The following is a 21257-nucleotide window of genomic DNA, read 5'->3' as shown; positions in this document are numbered from 1 at the left end:
TAGAAGAGTTTTTTTTACGAGATATAGTATTGTGCTTGGGCATTGAAGAGCTCGGCATAAATGGCACTTTCATCATCAATGAGCTCATCGTGAGCACCATCTTGAACAATACGACCTTGATCAAACACAAGGACACGGTCACAGAACTTACACGAACTCATTCGGTGTGAAACATAAATGGCGGTTTTTCCCTCCATGAGTGCGTCAAAATTCTGGTAGATTTCATACTCTGAAATTGGATCCAAAGCAGCTGTTGGTTCATCAAGAATTACAAAGGGTGAGTCTTTATACCAGGCTCTTGCGATTGCGATCTTTTGTGCTTCGCCACCCGATAAGTCAACACCTTCATCCAATTGCCCTTTAATTGTTGTATGGATGCCTTTTTCAAGTTTCTTAACTTTGTCAGCAACTCCAACAACATCCAAAGATTGCAATACGCGATTTTCGTAATAGTCAGACCCCAAACTGATATTTGCATCAATTTCAAATGGATAAAGATTAAAATCTTGGAATACTACCGAGAGTAATCTCATGTAGGCTTCATTGTCAAAACTGTTAATATCAATGCCGTTCAGGGTAATACGACCTAAAGAGGGTTGGTAGAGTTTGCACAACAACTTGATAAACGTTGTTTTACCTGCGCCGTTTTTTCCAACGATTGCAATCCGTTCTTGATCGGAAATGGTCAGGGTAACATGATCAAGAACTGGAGTTTCACTTCCTGGATACGTAAAGGATACATCTTCAAATTTGAAGACAAGTCGCTCTGCTTGAGGAAGTTGTTGTATCCCACTTTGAGTGTCAGGCAAATCTAAGAAATCCACATAGTACTGTAAATAATTTATGATGTTTTGCGCAAATGTAAACTTACCCAATCCTTCAACCAGATTATTTATGAGAGTTTGTGTATAACCAACATACATGAGTACCGAGCCAATGGATATGACACCCACAGATGCCTTCGCACCAATTAGAAGGTAAATTATGGCTGTTCCCATGGTTGTAACCATCTGTGAAAGTCCTACATATCGCGATCCATCCAGATTTGATTTGAGATAGGTATCAATGAGGAGTTGGCCGCCTTCGCCAACAACACCAATGATTAAGTCAGCTGCATTGTACAAGCGAATTGTTTTACCGACATCATTGTTTGTGAGTAGTGTTGAATAATAATAACCCATTTCGCGATTGGAATGCGTGACGATTTCAAACGATGCTTTTTGGAACATTGCTGCTTTTCGATTTGCAAGAACTGCCAAGACAAGTGGAATGAGTATCGATGCCAGTAAAATAACTGGGAAAACCCAAGAGTTCGTAAATGTTGCAAGTGGCGTAGTTTCAGAAGAGCGAGTGAGTATGACATTGATCAATGCAACACCCGCAACAGCGATTGAAATCATAACACCGAAGGTAAACCCAACGACATTGGAGATAAAAGTAAGAATACCACCACTGAAGTTTGAGCCTTCTTCTGCGCGTTGAAAGTTAAGTCGATTTTCAGGACTGGCGAGTTGTTGATAGTCCATGACTAATGCTTTCTTTGTGAGTTGATCATTGAGCTTATAGCCAACATCGGCAATATTAACATCATTCATGCATCGGAATATATTGTTTAGAAGAGCGAGTAAGTACTTAACTCCAAGAAAAATAAACAATGTCGGAAGTATTTCTGAAAGACTTACTTGATTGATAATTTGATTCACAATTTGCGCTGTAAAGTAAAGCATCATAAAGGGACTGGCAAGTGTTGTTACTTGAAACATAAATACAGAGACTATGGCATAGGGATTAAGCTTCTGAATGAGCGCTAAGATTCGAAATGCTTTCTTCATCGATTGAGTCCTCCTTTTGGTAATATTGACTTTGAATGGCAAACATATCTGCATAATATCCTTTTGCCTTAAGAAGTTCGCTGTGCGTTCCTTCTTCAACAATAACCCCATTTTCGAGGAAGAGGATGCGATCACAGAATCGTGTTGACGAAAGTCGGTGAGAAATGAATATTGAGGACTTCTCTCCAGCAAGTTTTTGATACTGTTCATACATATTTTGTTCAGCAATGGCATCAAGTGCTGCTGTAGGTTCATCAAGCACCATAATTGGCGCATCTTTGTATAATGCACGAGCAAGCATGAGTTTTTGGATTTGACCGCCAGACAGGCTTGTCCCATCCAAATGAATGTTGGTTGTCATATTTGTAAGGATGCCTTTTGGAAGTGTATCAACTACATCTCCCAATCCAACTCTAACAAGAATTTCATGCATTCTCGATGTATCACTGTCTTGTTTGGACATGCTGACGTTTTGTTGTAAGGTAAGAGCCCATAAGTCATTTTCTTGAAAGGCAGGGGCAAAGAGGTCGAAGTAAGCCTTACGCTCAAACTGTGTGATGTCCTCTCCATTTAGAGTAATTGTACCTGTAGTTGGCTTAATTAATCCAAGTATCAATTTAACAATCGTTGACTTACCCGCTCCATTGACACCAACAAGTGCAATTGACTCTTTGGGGTTGAGTGTGAAGTTTAGATTTGCAAGTGTATCGTGAGACGCGTTGGGGTATCTGTATGATACATTGTGGAATTGGATTGTAATGTCCTCGGCATTTGAAATAGGATGTGTATTGGATGCTTCTGGTATTTCAAGGTAGGTACGAACATCGTTGATATCTTGTGAGGCAATGTTTAATAAGTGAAATGCATCAACAATTTCTTGAATCCAAACGTTGAAGGATGTCATCATTGTGAAGAAAAGCGTGAATGTAGCGATGCTGATTGCTCCAGATAAAGCACCGTTAATAAGATAGATAAAAACAAAGAGATCACGAATGAGAATAGCGGTATCGCTAAGCATACGGTTTTTCATGTCAATGCTTGCTTCTTTACGAATGTAAGAAAGACGTGACTCAGTCAGAGAATCTACGCGCTCCATATATACCTTTTGTACATTGTAGATACGTGCATCTTTACCATTCTCATGTTTGATGGCATCGCGCTTAAGAATATGTCGTTTGCTATCAATAACGGACCACTGCGGTTTTGTCTTTTCACGATATTGACGTTTGAATGTTAAAAGATAAGCATTCAAGATCCCAACCGCCAAAGTTAAGAGGAAGGCGAGAGGATTAAATTGTGTTAGAAGCGCTCCAAATACGATGAGGCTTAACGTATTCACGATCAGTCTTTCCGATTGTGTATACATTGCTTCGGTTCCGCAACTGTTATTACCCGTTCCATTTTCTAATGATCGCATGTAAGCCTTATGAATGGATTCGATTTCGGCTTGTTCATAATCCATACTGAGAAATTTGGAAATGATAAGTACACTAAAGCGTACGATACGCACACCAACGCCACTCATAAAGGAGCGTTGTGCCATCATTAGTTTATTGTAACTTAAGATGGCAACGCCCAAACTCAAGAGTAAGATGGGCATGGCAATTGCCTTTCCATCTGTCAAAAGGGAAATCAAGACAGTTGGGATAAGCGTTGTTACGATAATAATCGCAACAGATATTAGAATGCTGACCGCCATCATAAGAAACATAATTGGCCGGTAACGCTTTACTTCTGTAAAGTAGTACTTCATATTTTGAAGTAGCGTATATTTTTTTTCTTTCATATGTATCACCTGGTGACATCGTACGAGAAAGGTCAATTAAGTGGTATAAAAACAAGCTAAGATGTCACATTTCCATGATAAGTTGTAAAAAAAACACCCGTTTCGGGTGTTCTATAACTAATATGTGAATGTATCGCCCATCACTTCTTCTTCGATCCAACTGTTTCCATCAGCTTCTAAAAGTATGTGTGATGCTGTGGGTCCATTTGTAAATGCGGGATAGAAAACTGGCGTTTGTTTGCCAATTGCATTTGTGATATCTTCTACGAACTGCCAACTTGAACGTACTTGGTTGAAACTCGCAAAGAGGGTGTGATCCCCGTCCAAGGCAGCATTGAGCAATCGCTCATACGCCTCAGGAGTATTCATCCGGTTCTCATAGTTGCAACTCTGGCAAAAGTCCATGAAGACTGTCTGAACATCATTAGTTTGTCCTGGTTTCTTGATATTAAAGCGAAGGTAGACGCCTTCGTCTGGTTGAATTTTGATGATAAGCACGTTGGCACTTTCATTGCTTCGTTTCTTAAATTCAATAACAACTTCAGTAGAACGCTTGTGCATTCGCTTTCCAGTACGGACGTAAATTGGAGTTTTTTGCCATGTTGGCGTGTTGATTCCAAGCTTTAAAGCTACAAATGTTTCTGTATTAGACTGTGGATCCACACGCTCTTCATCGCGATAGTCGATCGATGTATCGTTGGCTGTATACTGTCCGCGAATAACATCGTTTTGAATGTTAGTGATTGAGAGGTTTTCAAGAATCTTCTCTTGTTCAATGTGAATGTCTGCAGCACTCATTGTTGCAGGTTCATCCATGGTTACAATTGATAAAATCTGTAGCAAGTGGTTTTGGAACATATCCTTGAGTGCACCTGTGTGGTCGTAGTAGTTACCGCGGTTTTCAACACCAACAAGTTCATTTGCAGAGATTTGAATGCTTTGAATGTGATCGGCATTCCATATATCTGCGAACAGGACATTTGCAAAACGAATTGTAAATATATTTTGAACCATTTCTTTAGCAACATAATGATCAATGCGATAGATATTGTCTTCGCTGAAGATACTTGTTAGTGTTTCATTGATTGAACAAGCAGATTCAAGATCGTTACCAAATGGTTTTTCGATAACAACCTTGCTGTTGGTTACTAAATTATGAGCATCAAGTTTCAGTGCAATTGTTTCGAAAAACGATGGAGCAACTGCGAAGTAATAGAGGCGTTTCATGGATGGGTCAATGGCATCGTAGAACGCATGAAGACGAGTATAGCCTTCATCTTCAGTAAATGTCATCTCAAAATAAGTGATGTGATTGAGAAACTCGGTGAGCATCGTATCATCAACTTTAATGCGACTGTGCTCAGCAAACCAAGGTCGTGCAAGTTCACGGTAGGATTCTGAGGTAAGTGGTTGACGACCAATGATCACGAGATGTAAGTGTTCCGGGAGATTTCCCGTGGACGCTAAATTATAGAAGGCAGGCAGTAATTTACGATATGTAAGATCACCAGTACCTCCGAATATTGTGATAATATGATTGTCTTTGATCATACTATTGGTTCCATTCGTAATGGAAGTTACCATCTTCATCAACACGTTCGAAAGTATGTGCTCCAAACAAGTCGCGTTGCGCTTGAATAAGGTTTGCACTTGAGTCTGCAGTACGGTAAGCATCAAAATAACTGATGGCCGTTGTAAATGCAGGCATGCTAATACCACTTTGGACAGCTAAAGCGATAACTTCACGAAGGCTTCCTTGGTAAGAAAGAAGGTTATCACGGAATGAATCATCAATCATAAGGTTTGCAAGTTCAGGATTTGAACCATAGGCATCACTGATGCGATTGAGGAATCGCGCACGAATAATACACCCTTCACGGAAATTACGAGAAATTGAACCAAAATCCAAGTCCCATCCATATTCTTCGGATGCATGCTTCAAGAGATCAAATCCTTGTGCATAAGCAATAATTTTACTTGCATAAAGTGCTTCACGGACTTTTTCAACAAAGTGTTTGCGATCGGCAAGTTCAACTTTTGGAGCATCGAATGTTAAGACGCTTGATGCTGCAACACGTTGATCTTTTTGCGATGACATAAAACGAGCAAATACAGATGATGCAAGAAGTGATGCGTCAGTGCCCGTGTTGAGGGCTTCTTCTGCAGTCCATTTTCCAGTTCCTTTTTGGGCAGCACGGTCAAGAATAACATCAATCATGTGTTTGCCTGTTTTTGGATCAATTTCTTTAAAAATTTGGGCAGTGATTTCGATGAGGTAACTCTCGAGTTCACCTTCATTCCAAGATGTGAAGATTGAAGCCAATTCGTCATTGTCAAAACTACCCACATGTTTCAATATTGCATAGCTTTCTGCAATCAATTGCATATCTGCATATTCAATACCATTGTGGACCATTTTAACATAGTGTCCCGCTCCGTCAGTTCCCATGTAGTTTGCACAAGGTTCGCCCTCGTACTTCGCTGAGATATCCTCAAGAATTGCTTGAACGTATTGGTAAGCATCTTTGCTTCCACCTGGCATGATTGCAGGACCAAAACGCGCACCTTCTTCTCCGCCAGAGATTCCAACACCAAGATAACGCAATCCGATTGCTTCAATTTCTTTTGTACGACGAATTGTATCTTTAAAGTTTGAGTTTCCGCCATCCATAATGATATCGCCTTGATCAAGTAATGGTATTAAATTTTCGATGACTTTGTCGACGGCATTTCCAGCTTGAACCATTAAGACAATTTTACGTGGTTTTTCAAGGGAAGCTACAAAATCTGGGAGTTCCTTATATAAATGTAATTTTTCGTGGGGATTTTCGGCCACAACTATTTCTCCAACTGCATAAGTTCGGTTATAAATTGCAACGTGGTAGCCGTGGTCTGCCATGTTAAGGGCAAGGTTTGAACCCATTACGGCCATTCCAATAACGCCAATATTGTTAGTTTTCATATTTACCTCCATGTAACTCTATCTATTGTACAACATCAACTGTGATTAGACTAGTGAAGTAAATGCAAAGATTGCAACAAAAAGCCCCTTGGCGGGGCTTTGAATTATTTTGCTTTTCCTTGATTTGCAACAGCTTCCATTTTGGCTTTTAATGCCTCTTGGTCACCCAGATAATAGGAATCACGCACCGTAAAATCGGCGTTGAATTCATAAACAAGGGGAACACCTGTTGGAATATTCACTTTCATAATTTCATCATCAGTGAGATTATCAAAATATTTAACTAATGCTCTTAACGAGTTACCGTGTGCAACAATAAGTACACGTTTTCCCTCTAACATATCTGGTTTGATAATGTCATTGAAGTAGGGAACAGCGCGCTCAATGGTTTCTTTTAACGACTCGTGAAGTGGTAAAACATCTTTATCCGTAACATCACGGTACGCAACCATATTCCGTGGTGCACGGGCATCGTCTTCCTTAAGAATTGGTGGTTTTGTATCAAATGAACGTCTCCATATTAAAACCTGATCCTCACCGTACTGCGCTGCAGTTTCAGCTTTATCCAGTCCTTGAAGTGCGCCATAATGTCTTTCATTGAGACGCCAGTCCTTGACGATGGGTAACCAATTACGGTCCATTTCATTAAGTATGTGCTCCATGGTATGGATTGCACGTTTGAGATAGGATGTGTAAACAATATCGAAGTCATAACCGGCTTCATTCAAAAGTTTCCCACCCTGAATTGCTTCTTCTACGCCTTTTTCTGATAACTCTACATCTGCCCAACCGGTAAAGAGATTCTTTTTATTCCATTCACTCTCTCCATGTCGAACAACAACTAATTTCATCATAGTAATGCCTCCGTCTCTATAGTTAAAGTGTACTCCCAAATCAAAAGGAGTTCCAGTCATCTAAGTTAGAAATAGGTGAAACCTTTGTGATTAATGGCGGGTGTTCGTAATACACCGATGTAAATACATACTATGCGTAAATATTGTGAGCATTAATATTGCATAACATAGTAGAGGACTATATAATACTTTTTGTAATAACATAGTTACTTAGGAGGACAATCATGTCAAACATTTTTACAGCATTAGATGCACGCCGTTCACGCTACGGTTTGGATAAAGCATCAAAACTATCAAACGAAGAAGTTACCGCATTGGTTGAACGTGCAGTTCAAGCAACGCCTTCAGCATTTAACGCACAAACACAACGTGTTGTTGTATTATTTGGTGAAAATTCAGATAAATTCTGGGATATCACACGTGAAGAATTACGTAAAGTTGCTCCAGCAGAAGGGTTTGAAAACACAATTGCCAAACTTGAAAGCTTTAAAGCAGGACAAGGAACAATTCTTTATTTCATCGATGACGCTGTAGTAACAGGTCTTCAAGAACAATTTGCATTGTATGCAGATAACTTCCCAATCTGGGCACAACAAGAAAACGGTATGTTACAATTAGTAACTTGGACTGCATTGTCAGAAGCAGGACTTGGTGCAACTGTACAACACTACAACCCAGTTGTAGATGCTGCAACAGCAACAGCATTTGATCTGCCTTCAACTTGGAAACTTGTTGCACAAATGCCATTTGGTAATCCAGTCGGTGATGTTAATCCTAAAGAATTAGCACCAGTTAGCGACAAAGTAAAAGTATTCTAATTAAGAGCCAACTATAACCTCATATAAAACTGCGTGGGAACTGTATATCAGTTCCCTTTTTTTGTGATTACGAATTTGGTATACTTACCAAAAGGGAGAAATCATATGGGAAAAATTGTAACAATCGGTGGTGGTGAATACGAACTTAACGAGACTTTAAAAATCGATAAAAAGATTATTTCACTTTCATCCAAATCAAATCCACGTTTGTTGTTCATACCAACAGCGAGTTCCGATGCACCTGCTTACTCAGCAGGTATAAAAAAACACTTTGAGGCACTTGGAGCGACAGTCGACGTATTGAATCTTCATTCAGCAACTCAAAGTGGAGAAGAAATTGAGGCAATAATCTTGGATCATGACATTATCTATGTTGGTGGTGGCAACACACGAATGATGATGACATTATGGGAAACCTTTAATCTCGACCAAGCCCTACGCAAGGCATTTAATCAAGACAAGGTTTTAGCAGGACTGAGTGCAGGTTCAATCTGTTGGTATCAATGGGGACATTCTGATTCGAACTCATTCGGACCAAGCGACACATGGGTGTGGAGCAAGGTTGCTGGCCTGGGATTTATCAATGCGTCGCACGTTCCCCATTTTGATGAAGAAGGACGGCATAGCTACGATGACATGTTTGCGCAAGACTCAGCACTTCCGGGTATTGCTCTGGACAACCAGGTTGCACTTGTCTATGATGGTCATGAGTTTAGTATCATCAAAGATAATCCTGAGAAAAGAGCCATTATTTACACTGCACATGATGGCGTCATTGAGAAAGTAAACCTCGATGATGGCGATCGTGTTGAATTGTCAATAAATATCTAAGATCTAACCACCGCCACGCGTCGGTGGTTTTTTTATGCCCCCATCGTTGCCGAAATAGTGTGGTTTTGAAGAAAAAAGGCAAGAATCAATATTTTTAGCACTCATGTGTTGACACTGCTAATAAATATGGTATACTAATAGTGTAATAGCACTCGATGCAAGAGAGTGCCAAGGAGGAATTATTATGAGAAATGAAATGACAAGACGACCAAGTACATTATTTGAAAACCTTCTAGGCGACGAATTCTTAAACAATGTATCTTACGGAACAGGTATTGATATTTATAAAGAAGATGACAAATATCTTGTGGATGTTGAGATGCCAGGATTCACCAAAGAAGACATTGATGTTCAATTCAATGGTGATATCTTAACAATTAAAGCAGATCATAAAGATACAGAAGAGAAAAATGAAAAGGACTATTACTATCGATCACGTAAACACAGTTCAGTGAATCGCCAAATTCGCTTTGCAGATGTTGATGAATCGAAAGTAGATGCTGTTTATGAAAATGGTATTCTCCAAGTAATCTTGCCTAAGAAGAATCAAGAAGAAGTGGTCAATCGAATCAGTATTAAATAAGGAGTAGCGTAAGCTACTTCTTTTTTTAACAAACATTAACGATGACTTAACATAAACCCATGACAATATTGGTACAATGTGGTTAGTTTCTGATGATATTACATATTTACTTTGAAAGTCAAACTAAATAGTTGTATACTTATCGCATCAACCAAGGAGGGTTTATGAAACTAACAAAGCAAGAAAAATCATGGGTTTTATATGATGTTGCGAATTCAGCATTTATTTTAATTATCACTGCAACCTTACCAATCTATTTCCGCTCAATTGCCAGCAGTGCAGGCGTGGCGGATAATGTCATCAGTGCATGGTGGGGAACCGCAACATCGGTCTCACTTTTAGTTCTCGCATTCCTATCGCCATTCTTAGGAGCGCTCGCAGATTACAAAGGGTATAAAAAGAGGCTTTTCACGCTGTTTTTAATGATCGCGGTCTTAGCGGCGTTTGCGTTTACTTTCGCCAATGAATGGCAAGCATTTATTATCCTTTATATCATCTCGCGTCTTGGCTACTCTGCTTGTAATATATTTTATGATGGAATGCTCGTCGATGTTACAACCAATGAGCGCATGGACCACGTATCGTCACTTGGATATGCTTATGGGTATGTTGGCAGTACAATTCCATTTATTCTCGGCGTAATCCTTATTTTCTTTGCAGATACATTTGGGATATCAACGGGATTAGCAACGAAACTATCATTTATCATTGTAATTGTATGGTGGTTAGTATTATCCATTCCATTACTCAAAAATGTAGAGCAAGTTCATTATCTTGAACACCAACCCCAACTGGTCAAGACATCCATCAAACGGGTATTCAAGACATTGCGTGATATTCGACAAACACCAAAGTTGATGTACTATATTCTTGCATATTTCTTCTATATTGACGGGGTATATACGATTATTTCGATGGCAACAACGTATGGAGGGGAAGTTGGCATTTCGGATAATCAAATGCTGATGGCCCTGTTGTTAACACAATTTGTTGCATTCCCATTTGCGATTCTATCTGTAAAACTTGCGAAGCGGTTTGGAACATTGCCGGTTATTAAGTCTTACATCTTGCTTTACATGTTTATTGCGATTTTTGGTTTCTTCTTGCAATATGCATGGCAATTCTGGTTCTTGGCGATTCTTATTGGAATTGCGCAAGGGGGTATTCAATCACTATCGCGCTCCTATTTTGGACAGATGATTCCAAAGGAAAAATCAAACGAATACTTTGGATTCTTCGATATTTTCGGGAAATTTGCGGACTTTATGGGTCCACTTGTCATTGCCGCATCTTCTATATTATTAGGTGAGTCACGCTATGGCGTTCTCTTCTTGGTTGTACTCTTTATAATTGGTTATATTTTATTGGGGAAAGTTCAAAAAATCGATACACACGAAAAGGACGTCAAATGACGTTCTTTTTTTATATTGCGCCACGTACTAATGTATACAAGGTTTCGGCAATGAATGTGTCACTTTCGAACATGGAACGTTCAATCCAGGTAATGACCACTTGTATTAAACCACCAATAATGAAGGCTTTTGAATAGGTTCCTACAGTTGGTTCGATGGCATGAGGATGAATAATCTCAGCAAAGAAAATATCAAAATATGAGCTGATTTGCGTTTGCAATAGGGGCGTTAGCTCTGAGTGAATCATGGCATTGAGAATGACATGTTCGCGACGGCAAAGGGCAGCAAACTGTTGTAATATTTCACGATTATCTGCTGATGGAGCGCTACGTACCGTAGTAATGAAATCATTGAAGATGTGATTCAATCGAGTAACAAGGATATCTTCTTTTGTTTCATAATGGCGATAATAGGTCATTCGTGATACACCTGCTCGATCGCATAATTCAGTGATCGAAATACTATTAAACGGTTTTGTTTCAACAAGAATAAGAAGTGCGTCTGTAATGCATTGTTTTGCGAACGTATCGTTGGTCATAACAAATCCTCCTGTTTTGTAACATTATTGATAACCTGTATTGCGCTTGTTTCGTAAGTTGGTTACACTTTAATTGTTACAATTGTAACAGTTCTGTGTTTTATTATTCAAGTAGGCTTCACTTAAGGTGCTTATTCTTTGTTATAATAATACAAAAGAGGTGATATCATGTTGGAAATTTCAGTCGAAATACGTGAAGTGTTAGACATTCTTACAAACCAAGGGTATGAAGCATATCTTGTTGGTGGCTATGTCCGTGATGCAATACAACATCACAATACTTCTGATATTGATATTTGCACGAATGCGAAGCCACCAGTGCTTCATGAACTCTTTGAACACTTTAAACCATCTGAGGTCGGTCTCGACTATGGGGTTAAATTTAACTATGGCGAATCATCGTTTGAGATATCAACGATGCGCCAGGAAATGACGTATTCAGATCAGCGGCATCCTGATACTGTAATTTTCATTGATGATATACGACTGGATGCAATGCGTCGCGATTTTACTGTGAATGCACTCTATTACCATCCGGATAAAGGGCTCTTTGATTTTTTCGGTGGGAAACAGGATATTGAATCTAAAGTTCTGCGTGTAATTGGTGATCCATTGACGCGCTTGCATGAAGACTCCTTGAGAATTGTTCGCTTGTTTCGCTTTAAATCGGAGTTGGACTATGCGTTTGATCCAGAAACAATTTCCGCTGCATACGAACTGATGGATACACTTCATACTATTCATCCAATGCAGTTAAAAGAAGAATTAACACGCTATCTTTGTGGGCCGAGTTTTCATGTTACGAGTCATGATTATCCATGGTTTCTCGGAAGCTTATTTCCAGAGGTCGCAAACATGATCGATTATGATCAACAGAACCCATACCATACAATGAATTTATACGATCATAGCATCACAGTAACCCAACAGCTTCCCTTGACCTTAGGGCATCGCTTGGTGGGGCTATTCCATGATACTGGCAAAGTATGTGTACAGACCATGGATGCAGCAGGAATCGCCCATTACGGGGGTCATGCAACGGCCAGCGCTACAATTGCGCACCCCTATTTTTTGGAATTTCAATTTACAAAAGAAGAAATTGCATATTTTACGGAACTCATTCTTAATCATGGATTGAGCATTCAACCGGTGCTGGCCGATTTCCAACGATTAATTGGTCAATATGGGGTTGCTTGGGTTTATGACCTTATCACCCTTAAGCGGGCAGACAATCTTGCGAAATCAGATAAGGCGGCGTACCAAGTAGAACGGTGTGCCCATTTCAAAGCAATTGTAGATACAATTATAGATCAAGGGTTACCCACAACAACAAAAGATTTGGCCATTAATGGTCATGATTTACGAGATGCGGGAGTCAAACCGCACGATATTGGAAAACGACTTCATGCACTTCTTGATGCCGTCATTGACGGTAAAGTTTTGAATGAAAAAGATAAATTATTGAACATGAGTTTGGAGGAATTATAATGGCATTTATCGAAGTAAAGGATTTGAAAAAAGTATATAAAGTTGGCGATGTTGAAATTCATGCTGCAGCAGGCGTGAATTTCAATCTTGATCGCGGTAAATTTACCGTTGTCGTTGGCCCATCGGGAGCTGGAAAAACAACTGTTATGAACATTCTAGGTGGAATGGACCAACCAACATCGGGAACCGTTCTTGTTGGTGACAAGGAAGTTACCGCTATGAATGATCGACAAATGACACAATATCGTCGTGATGATGTGGGTTTTGTGTTTCAATCGTACAACCTCATATCCAACTTGACTGCTTTAGAGAATGTTGAACTCGCTACACAGATTCGTAAAGAAGCAAAAGATCCTAAGGAGATTCTTGCCCAAGTTGGTTTGGGAGAACGGATGAATAATTTCCCAGCACAATTAAGTGGTGGAGAGCAACAACGGGTTGCGATTGCTCGTGCGATTGCAAAGAATCCGCAGTTACTCCTCTGTGATGAACCAACAGGTGCATTAGATACAAAGACAGGGCAGCAAATTCTCCAGGTACTGCGGGATTGTTCGGATTTGTATGGAATGACCGTGGTCGTGATCACCCATAATCGCAGTATTACTGAGGTTGCCGATCGTGTCATTGAGATTAAAAATGGCCGCGTTGAATCGGATACTGTCAACAAACATGTGAAAGCAGTGGATGAAATAAAATGGTAAAAGACATCCTCCGCGAGATTAAAGCGAAGTGGTTCCAATTTGTTGCCATTATGATTATTACCGCTCTCGGTGTGGGATTCTTTGTAGGGATTCGTGTTACCGGTTATGATATGCGCGCTACGGCCGATAAATATATGGAAACCAGTGATGTACTCGATTTGGAGTTTCGTCACAGTTTAGGTATTGATAAAGAAATGATTACGCAGCTTTCCGATATTGTCGATGGTGAAGCAGTTGGAGTCTATGATGCAGATGCATTTATTCGCGTTGGTTCAACCGATGGCGTCGTTCGTGTGATTGAACTTAACTCACAAACAGAACTTGATATTACGGTACTTGAAGGCACGATGCCAAAGGCAAAGAATGAAGTCGTAATTGATGCTAATTTACATGATGTGCGTGGATTGAAAATTGGTGATACTGTTCAATTGAAACCCAATGATATCTTCGAAGGTGCGACACTTACAATCGTAGGTTATGCAAACTCAAGTCTTTACATGAATCAAGAACGTGGGTCCAGTAGTATTGGGTCTGGGAGTGTCCTTGGATTTATGTACGGTTTTGATTTGGATAAGAAGGTCGATGTATTTACGAGTGCTCGTTTTGCAATACCTGATGATGTCGATATTAAAACTCAACAAGCGCTCTTGGAGTCGAATGAGGCCGCAATTTCATCGGCACGATTTGATCGCATCACAAAACCAATTATTCAAGAATTGGTTGATGGGCAGGTAGAACTGGATGCGAATATTGTCGATGCTAATGCAGTATTTGAACAAGCAGAACAGGACCTTGATCGTGCAAAAGTCCAACTCGATGATGCTTATAACGAAATTAATAATGGTATCAATGAAATGGCTGCTGGTATAGACTTGCAGCTTACTGATACATCGTTACAAGGAAAATTGGATGCCTTAGTTAATGCAACGAATAATTTAGAGAATAACGAACAAGTTACACTTGTCAACGGCATTAGTGATGTTGACAATGCAATCACAACTGTAGAAGCAGGAATAGCTGGTGTAAAGCAAGCCATTTCCATTGAAAAAGATCCAGCAAAGTTGGCTGCGCTTCAAGTTCAATTAACGACATTGGAAGGGCAACTTGCAGAACTTAAAGCATCACAAACTCAACTCAAAAATCAATTGCAAGTATTACAAACCAGCATTGCATCGTTGCGTACTGCACAAACAACCTTACAAGCAGGGATTACAACATACAATACATCTTTTGAACAGTATAATGAAGGCGTTTCAACACTCGCAGCGAATCGTATTACTGCTGAGTCAGAGTTTGCCAGTGCACAACAAAAAATTGACGATGGGTATCAAGAGATTGCCGATGCCGATCATGGTAAACAATACATTTTGCAACGTGAGGATGTGTTGATTGGGTACAAAGAGTTTTACCAAGATTCTGATCGTATCGAAGCGATTGGTCAGGTATTTCCACTCATTTTCTTTGGTGTTGCAATCCTTGTAACCCTAAGTACAATTTCCCGTATGGTGGATGAATCACGATCACAAATTGGGGTTTATAAAGCATTGGGGTATTCTTGGTTTTATTCTTCCATGAAATTTGTAGGATTTGCTTTCTTCAGTTGGATTGTAGGCTCCATTGCAGGAGTAATCTTTGGTTTCTACATGATTCCAACTCTCATTTACAATGCCTATCGTATTATGTATCTCACCCCGCCACTTGAAGTTGGTGTCATCGCATCGTATGCATGGATTCCGCTCATTGTGAGTTTTATTTCCAGTGTGGGTGTTGCGATGTTTAAAGCTGTGCGTGTAAGTCGTGAGAAAACGGCTAACTTGCTGCGTCCACCAGTACCAAAAGGTGGGCAACGTATTTTCTTAGAACGCATTCCGTTCCTATGGAATCGCATGAGTTTTCTTTACAAGGTAAGTTTTAGAAATCTATTCCGCAATAAAACACGATTCTTAATGACCATCATTGGAATCGGTGGGTGTGCAGGATTGCTTATTACTGGATTTGGCTTACAACATTCAATTTATACTATCGTTGATAAACAGTTTGACGATATTATTCGCTATGATGGTGTAATTACATTTGATGAAACAGTCGATACAAGTACGGTTGTCTTTGAAAATAGTATTAAGATTGCTTCAGAAATGGTATCCGTTGAAGGCACTGATACACAAGTGTATGCCATTGATGATTTCTTAGCGTTCCCAGAATTTACAAATCTTCAAGATCGTCGGACCCATACGCCTATTGAACTGAAAAATGATACAGTGGTCATCACTGAAAAACTGGCAATTCTAAAAGGGCTCAAAGTGGGTGACACGTTCAGTATGAAGATTGGTGAACGCGAGTATCCGTTGACAGTTGGTGGAATCACAGAAAACTACGTCTTGCATTACATATACATGAGTTCAGAGATGTACACGACCGTGACTGGAAAAGCACCATCCTACAATATGATGATGTTTAAGACAGAGCAAGATCACACCGCAGTTTCAACGGAACTTCTGAAACAAGATTCAGTTTATGCGGTGACATTCCTTTCCGATATGCGCATTCAATATGCGGATATGATGGGGAACTTTGACATCGTGATTGTGGTGATTACAGGAGCAGCATTCGCACTGGAATTAATTGTGCTTCTCAACTTGATAACAATGAACATGAGCGAGCGAAACAAAGAACTTGCAACTCTAAAAGTTCTGGGGTTCTATCCCAAAGAACTTGCGACATATATAATGAGAGAGAATATTATCCTCACAGGGGTAAGTTTAATCTTTGGTGCTATCTTTGGTTATTACTTGCATCAATTTGTAATACTTCAGGCAGAACTGGATGCGATTATGTTTAATCGTGAATTGCTGTGGACAAGCGTTGCGGGTGCATTGGCACTTACATTCGCTATTTCAGTGATCATTAACCTTGTGATGTCACGCAAGGCAAACAATGTAAATATGAGTGAAGCATTGAAAACATTTGACGAATAGGGACCCTATTAGGGGGTTCCTATTTTTTTTGTCCAGCCATAAAGGCTGCCTTTCATGGTTTCTTCATGATGGTATCGCAAAAATATCAAGAGCAAAAACTTCAAATAATCAGTGAAGTGTGATATTATAATCTCAAGTTAATTCTATAACGGTGATCTTTTACGCATCGTTTTGTAAGTCAAAGAACAAAAATTATAGAATATGATGGTTATTATTTCAAACGGAGGATTGTTTGTGGAAAACAGTGACCAGGACAGTTGTAGTCCTAAGCGTAGTATTTTTAAATTGATAAAGAATAAAACAAGGTGTGAAAATGGGCTTCAGATCCTTTTCGTCTATCTTGAGGGGGTCAAAACGTGGTAGTTCAAATATTCATGTTGCTTTTCTTAGTACTTCTTAATGCATTCTTTGCAGGAAGTGAATTAGCATTTGTATCTCTCAATAACAATAAATTAAAAAGTATGGCAGATGAAGGCAATCGTAAAGCAAGTATTGTCTTAGGCCTTAAAGAAAACCCAAATCAGTTTCTTTCAACGATTCAAATTGGTGTTTCCCTCGCAAGTATCTTCTCAGGTGCGTTTGCATCGGAGGCATTTGCGGAAGTCTTAACGCAATGGGCTGTTGCAAACTTTGCACTCACAGTTGTTGTAGTTAAACCAATCGCGATGTTGGTTGTAACCTTAATCACATCCTATCTTATGCTTGTGTTTGGTGAACTAGTGCCAAAGCGTATCGCGATGACGAACTCAGAAGGGTTTGCATTCTTTGTAGCATATCCAATTTGGATCTTGTCGAAGATAACAAAACCAATCGTTAAGTTCTTATCCTTCTCAACAAATATCATGTTACGTCTTGTAGGTATTGATCCTCATAAGGCAAATGATGAAGTAACTGAGGAAGAAATTCGTATCATGGTTGATGCGGGTGAAATTGACATCAGCGAAAAAGAAATGATTAACAACATCTTTGATTTTGATAATCAAGAAGTTGGTGACATCATGACACACCGTACCGATATTGTTGGAATCAACATTGAAAGTACCTTTGAAGAAATTATGAGTCTTGTTGATGAAGAACGATTCACACGTTACCCTGTGTACGATGATAGCATTGATAAGATTATCGGATTGATTCATTTACGCGACATTCTTCGCTATATCAAAGATTCAAACGGTGAAGCGTTCGATATTAAGCAGATCATGCGTGAACCCTATTATGTTCCTGATTCAAAACGAACCGATGAACTTTTCCGAGAACTTCAAAATGTAAAAATGCACATGGCTGTTGTTATCGATGAATACGGTGGGACAGCAGGTATTGTTACAATGGAAGACCTCATTGAAGAAATCATGGGTAATATCATGGATGAGTATGACGAAGAAGAAGGCAATGAAATTCAAGAAATTGGTCCGGATGAGTACCTTGTCGAAGGACTTGTGGACTTGGAAGAACTTGAAGATATTCTTGGTATCGGGCTTCCAATTGACGATTATGACACATTGAGTGGATTTATCGTGAGTGAATTGGGACGTATACCAACGTTGGAAGATGTTATCAATGATGAATCTGATCTTGTCTTTAACGGATACCGATTCTGCATTGTTGAATTGGATGAAAAAGTCATTGCGAAAGTCCGTGTGACAAAAGAAAAGCAAGTCACAGGTGACTCGCTTATGGAAGACTAAATATAATACATTAAATTATCGCCGGATTCAGATTTTATGACTTCGGCGATATCTTTGAGCCTAATTTCTTTTAACTTGGCAACAAGCACGGTATCCAATGGGGTATACAAGTGTGTGCACAATGCGGCATTAATAACATCATCGTCAGTTGACGGTGGTGTTTTTTCAAATAGTGATGGCTCAAGTGCGTTCAGTATGTTGAACATATTGCAGTTTGCGGCTTTGAGGAAGTATCCACCAGATGGACCTTTCACAGCATCCACTAAATTGGCTTGTTTCAGGCTTGAGAACACTTGTTCAAGATAGATTTTAGATATATTCAAATGATCGGCAATATTTACCAAAGTTGTAAGTTCTTTTTCGTTAATGTGCATGTAAGTCAGTGCGGCAATTCCGTATCGAGTTCGAGCTGAGAGTTTCATTTCTTTCACATCCTTTAGCACTATGTTATTAGGTTTCCACCTCAATGTCAATCAATCTAATCATAGCAGTTTACGAGAGGGAACAGAGAGTGGTATACTAGTCACATAGTAAACATACTAGAGAAGGTGGTATATATGAAAACATATAAAAATATTCGTGAACTCATTGGTAATACGCCCTTGGTTGAATTAACAAATATTGAAGCTGATAATAAGTTGGAAGCGACAATTCTTGCCAAGGTAGAATACTTCAATCCCAGTGGAAGTGTCAAAGATAGAGCTGCATTTGCAATGCTTGATCAAGCAATCAAAGAAGGACTTGTAGATAGTGATACTGTCATTATCGAACCAACCAGTGGAAATACCGGAATCGGTCTTGCATCAATTGGTGCATCCCTTGGACTAAAGGTTATTCTTACAATGCCTGAAACAATGAGCGTTGAACGTCGTAATCTTCTTAAGGCATATGGAGCGGAAGTTGTTTTAACAGAAGGTCCACTAGGCATGAAGGGTGCCATTGCGAAGGCAGAAGCACTCGCACAAGATTATGATAAAGCATTCATTCCATCCCAGTTTGATAACTTCAACAATGCGAAAATGCACTATGAAACAACAGGGCCAGAAATTGAGCGTGATACAGATGGTTCCGTTGATATTCTTGTTGCCGGTGTAGGAACGGGCGGAACAATCACAGGTTCAGGACAGTACCTCAAAGAGAAGAACGCAAATGTTCAAGTAATCGCTGTTGAACCCGATGCGTCTCCTGTATTAAGTGGTGAGAAACCTGGACCACACAAGATTCAAGGAATTGGAGCTGGGTTTGTTCCGAGCATTCTTGATACAACAGTTTATGATGAAGTTGTTCGTGTTACAGATGCTGACGCAATGGAAATGGGGCGCACATTGGCACAACGTGAAGGACTCCTCGTAGGTGTATCCTCTGGAGCGGCAGTCAGTGCAGCAGTTGAAATCGCCAAACGTCCTGAGAATAAAGGAAAGACCATTGTTGTTGTTTTACCAGATACTGGAGAACGTTATTTATCAACACCAATGTTTAACGAATAATGAAGAGACACCGTAAGGTGTCTTTATTTTAGATTGAGCATGCGCACCAATTTAAGACCCATGTTACCAGCGATAATGAATGTTAACAGAGTGCCCACTATAGGATACTTTAATCCATTCGATTCCCACTGAACCACCGTGGCGATTTCGAGGGTGAACCAATCGAAAGGAAGCTGTTTGTAGGTCAATGATTTTATTTTTGAAGATAAGCTGTGTTCCACTAATTTGAATTGTATCTGGCCAAAATGAGTATTGGATGATTGCTGTTAGACCCCAAGCTATCATGGTCAAAGTAAGTATCACAAGTATTGGAAGTGCAAAGCCTAAGAAAAAATCGTGCAAATCAGTGCGTAGAATAAGTGAGAATATGATCAAAAGAGCGAGTGTTAGACCATAAAAACGAAGCACAAAACGACCGACACTTTTGAAATTATAAAACAATGGCCTCTTGTTTAACGTAAAAATCATGATGGTCTCCCTTAAATAACTCTACACTAGCACGGTTTACTACTGTTCACAAGAGCCATAATTTGATATATTAAGTACAGGATGAGGTGAGACAATGATTACAAAGAAAAAACAACCACGATACCAACAAATTGCATTGGATATTGCTGCTCGGATTGCACGCAATGATCTTGTTGAAGGCCAACGTATTTCCGGTCGGTCAATATTATCGAGTGAATACGGAGTTTCTCCTGAAACGATTCGTCGTGCTGTTAATCTTCTTGACGAAGTCGGTTGTGTCCATGTTGCCACAAATTACGGTGTTATCGTAGGACCCAAAGCTCACGCCATTAAATATCTCGACTCGTTTTCTTCGGTGAGTGATGTTACGGAGTTGAAGCATCAGTTGAACGTACTGATGGAACAACGTACAAAAATCGATGACGAAATTAATAATGTTATCAATCAAATTGTCGATTTATCCGGTCGTTTTACATTCTCTGACCCTTTAAAGCGTTTTGAGTTTGTCTTGAAAGAGAACTCAAAATTAATTGGAGAATCCATTCGAAGTTCGTCATTCTATCAAACAACAAAGATGACGATCATTGCACTTAATCGTGGTGGAGATATGATTTTATCTCCAGGTCCAGATGCTATTTTTGAAGCGGGTGATGTATTAATTGTAATTGGAAATGTCCTTGATGTTGCCAGTGTCGAATTGTTGATTCAAAACTAGCAATTCCACGACGTTTATGGTAGAATAACAATGAAAATCGTACTAAAGACATGCTTTATTACAAATGATGATAAGAGAGAGACTGGTTGGTGAGAAGTCTTCTGATTTGTAAGTAAGTGCTC

General features: G+C 39.6%; 18 protein-coding genes. 10 read left to right on the top strand and 8 right to left on the bottom strand.

From position 1 onward, the window contains the following. Nucleotides 1-14: 14 nt before the first annotated feature. The 5 genes from G7062_RS09240 to gpmA all read right to left on the bottom strand — a co-directional run bounded on the left by G7062_RS09240 (nt 15) and on the right by gpmA (nt 7431). The gene (locus G7062_RS09240; protein ID WP_166065636.1) at nt 15-1832 is read right to left on the bottom strand and encodes an ABC transporter ATP-binding protein; all 1818 of its coding nucleotides are present in this window, start codon (nt 1830-1832) and stop codon (nt 15-17) included. Beyond that, nucleotides 1789-3618: an ABC transporter ATP-binding protein gene (locus tag G7062_RS09235; protein WP_166065635.1), complete on the bottom strand. Its 1830-nt coding sequence runs from the start codon at nt 3616-3618 to the stop codon at nt 1789-1791. The genes G7062_RS09240 and G7062_RS09235 overlap by 44 nt, the downstream gene beginning before the upstream one ends. A 117-nt stretch (nt 3619-3735) precedes the next feature. Further along, nucleotides 3736-5208, bottom strand: coding sequence for a glucose-6-phosphate dehydrogenase (gene zwf, locus G7062_RS09230; RefSeq protein WP_240915947.1), 1473 nt, complete (start codon nt 5206-5208; stop codon nt 3736-3738). Beyond that, the gene (gene gndA / locus G7062_RS09225) at nt 5171-6580 is read right to left on the bottom strand and encodes an NADP-dependent phosphogluconate dehydrogenase (RefSeq protein ID WP_166065634.1); all 1410 of its coding nucleotides are present in this window, start codon (nt 6578-6580) and stop codon (nt 5171-5173) included. The genes zwf and gndA overlap by 38 nt, the downstream gene beginning before the upstream one ends. A 104-nt stretch (nt 6581-6684) precedes the next feature. Beyond that, nucleotides 6685-7431: a 2,3-diphosphoglycerate-dependent phosphoglycerate mutase gene (gene gpmA / locus G7062_RS09220; RefSeq protein ID WP_166066105.1), complete on the bottom strand. Its 747-nt coding sequence runs from the start codon at nt 7429-7431 to the stop codon at nt 6685-6687. A gap of 227 nt (nt 7432-7658) precedes the next feature. On the opposite strand from gpmA, the gene G7062_RS09215 reads away from it, so the two are divergent. The 4 genes from G7062_RS09215 (at nt 7659) to G7062_RS09200 (ending at nt 11078) form a co-directional block, all read left to right on the top strand. After that, the gene (locus G7062_RS09215) at nt 7659-8252 is read left to right on the top strand and encodes a nitroreductase family protein (RefSeq protein ID WP_166065633.1); all 594 of its coding nucleotides are present in this window, start codon (nt 7659-7661) and stop codon (nt 8250-8252) included. Nucleotides 8253-8357: 105 nt separating this feature from the next. Continuing rightward, the gene (locus G7062_RS09210; protein ID WP_166065632.1) at nt 8358-9083 is read left to right on the top strand and encodes a Type 1 glutamine amidotransferase-like domain-containing protein; all 726 of its coding nucleotides are present in this window, start codon (nt 8358-8360) and stop codon (nt 9081-9083) included. A 184-nt stretch (nt 9084-9267) separates the two neighbouring features. Continuing rightward, entirely contained in the window at nt 9268-9666 is a 399-nt protein-coding gene (locus G7062_RS09205) for an Hsp20/alpha crystallin family protein (RefSeq protein ID WP_166065631.1), read from the top strand. 164 nt (nt 9667-9830) lie between these two features. After that, entirely contained in the window at nt 9831-11078 is a 1248-nt protein-coding gene (locus tag G7062_RS09200; protein ID WP_166065630.1) for an MFS transporter, read from the top strand. A gap of 10 nt (nt 11079-11088) precedes the next feature. Here G7062_RS09200 and G7062_RS09195 read toward each other — a convergent pair whose 3' ends face one another. Next, on the bottom strand, nt 11089-11616 hold the full coding sequence (locus tag G7062_RS09195; RefSeq protein WP_166065629.1) for a TetR/AcrR family transcriptional regulator: 528 nt from the start codon (nt 11614-11616) through the stop codon (nt 11089-11091). 168 nt (nt 11617-11784) lie between these two features. On the opposite strand from G7062_RS09195, the gene G7062_RS09190 reads away from it, so the two are divergent. The 4 genes from G7062_RS09190 to G7062_RS09175 all read left to right on the top strand — a co-directional run bounded on the left by G7062_RS09190 (nt 11785) and on the right by G7062_RS09175 (nt 18465). Further along, nucleotides 11785-13104, top strand: coding sequence for a CCA tRNA nucleotidyltransferase (locus G7062_RS09190; RefSeq protein WP_166065628.1), 1320 nt, complete (start codon nt 11785-11787; stop codon nt 13102-13104). Next, on the top strand, nt 13104-13805 hold the full coding sequence (locus tag G7062_RS09185) for an ABC transporter ATP-binding protein (RefSeq protein WP_166065627.1): 702 nt from the start codon (nt 13104-13106) through the stop codon (nt 13803-13805). The genes G7062_RS09190 and G7062_RS09185 overlap by 1 nt, the downstream gene beginning before the upstream one ends. After that, nucleotides 13799-16780 (top strand): ABC transporter permease, encoded by a 2982-nt coding sequence (locus G7062_RS09180; RefSeq protein ID WP_166065626.1) that lies wholly within the window; start codon nt 13799-13801, stop codon nt 16778-16780. Before G7062_RS09185 ends, G7062_RS09180 begins: the two co-directional genes overlap by 7 nt. Before the next feature lie 356 nt (nt 16781-17136). Beyond that, a complete protein-coding gene (locus G7062_RS09175; protein WP_166065625.1) occupies nt 17137-18465 on the top strand; it encodes a hemolysin family protein in 1329 nt (442 codons plus the stop codon). Here the strand turns inward: G7062_RS09175 and G7062_RS09170 are convergent. Then, on the bottom strand, nt 18462-18887 hold the full coding sequence (locus G7062_RS09170) for an Rrf2 family transcriptional regulator (RefSeq protein WP_166065624.1): 426 nt from the start codon (nt 18885-18887) through the stop codon (nt 18462-18464). The two genes, G7062_RS09175 and G7062_RS09170, sit on opposite strands and share 4 nt — an antisense overlap. Nucleotides 18888-19022: 135 nt before the next feature. Here G7062_RS09170 and cysK point away from each other — a divergent pair, with 135 nt between their 5' ends. After that, a complete protein-coding gene (gene cysK, locus G7062_RS09165) occupies nt 19023-19952 on the top strand; it encodes a cysteine synthase A (RefSeq protein ID WP_166065622.1) in 930 nt (309 codons plus the stop codon). A gap of 63 nt (nt 19953-20015) precedes the next feature. On the opposite strand, the gene G7062_RS09160 is transcribed toward cysK, so the two are convergent. Beyond that, nucleotides 20016-20420, bottom strand: a complete 405-nt coding sequence (locus G7062_RS09160; protein WP_166065621.1) for a hypothetical protein — start codon at nt 20418-20420, stop codon at nt 20016-20018. A gap of 94 nt (nt 20421-20514) precedes the next feature. Between G7062_RS09160 and G7062_RS09155 the strand changes: the two genes are divergently transcribed. Then, nucleotides 20515-21135 carry a TrkA C-terminal domain-containing protein gene (locus G7062_RS09155; protein ID WP_166065620.1) on the top strand — a complete coding sequence of 207 codons (621 nt, stop codon included), beginning with the start codon at nt 20515-20517 and terminating at the stop codon, nt 21133-21135. The last annotated feature ends 122 nt before the right edge of the window (nt 21136-21257 follow it).

It is taken from the genome of Erysipelothrix sp. HDW6C (assembly GCF_011299615.1).
Lineage (GTDB): Bacteria > Bacillota_I > Bacilli_A > Erysipelotrichales > Erysipelotrichaceae > Erysipelothrix.
The sequence above is the reverse complement of the archived record's forward strand: the minus strand, read 5'-3'. Positions and strand labels throughout refer to the sequence as shown.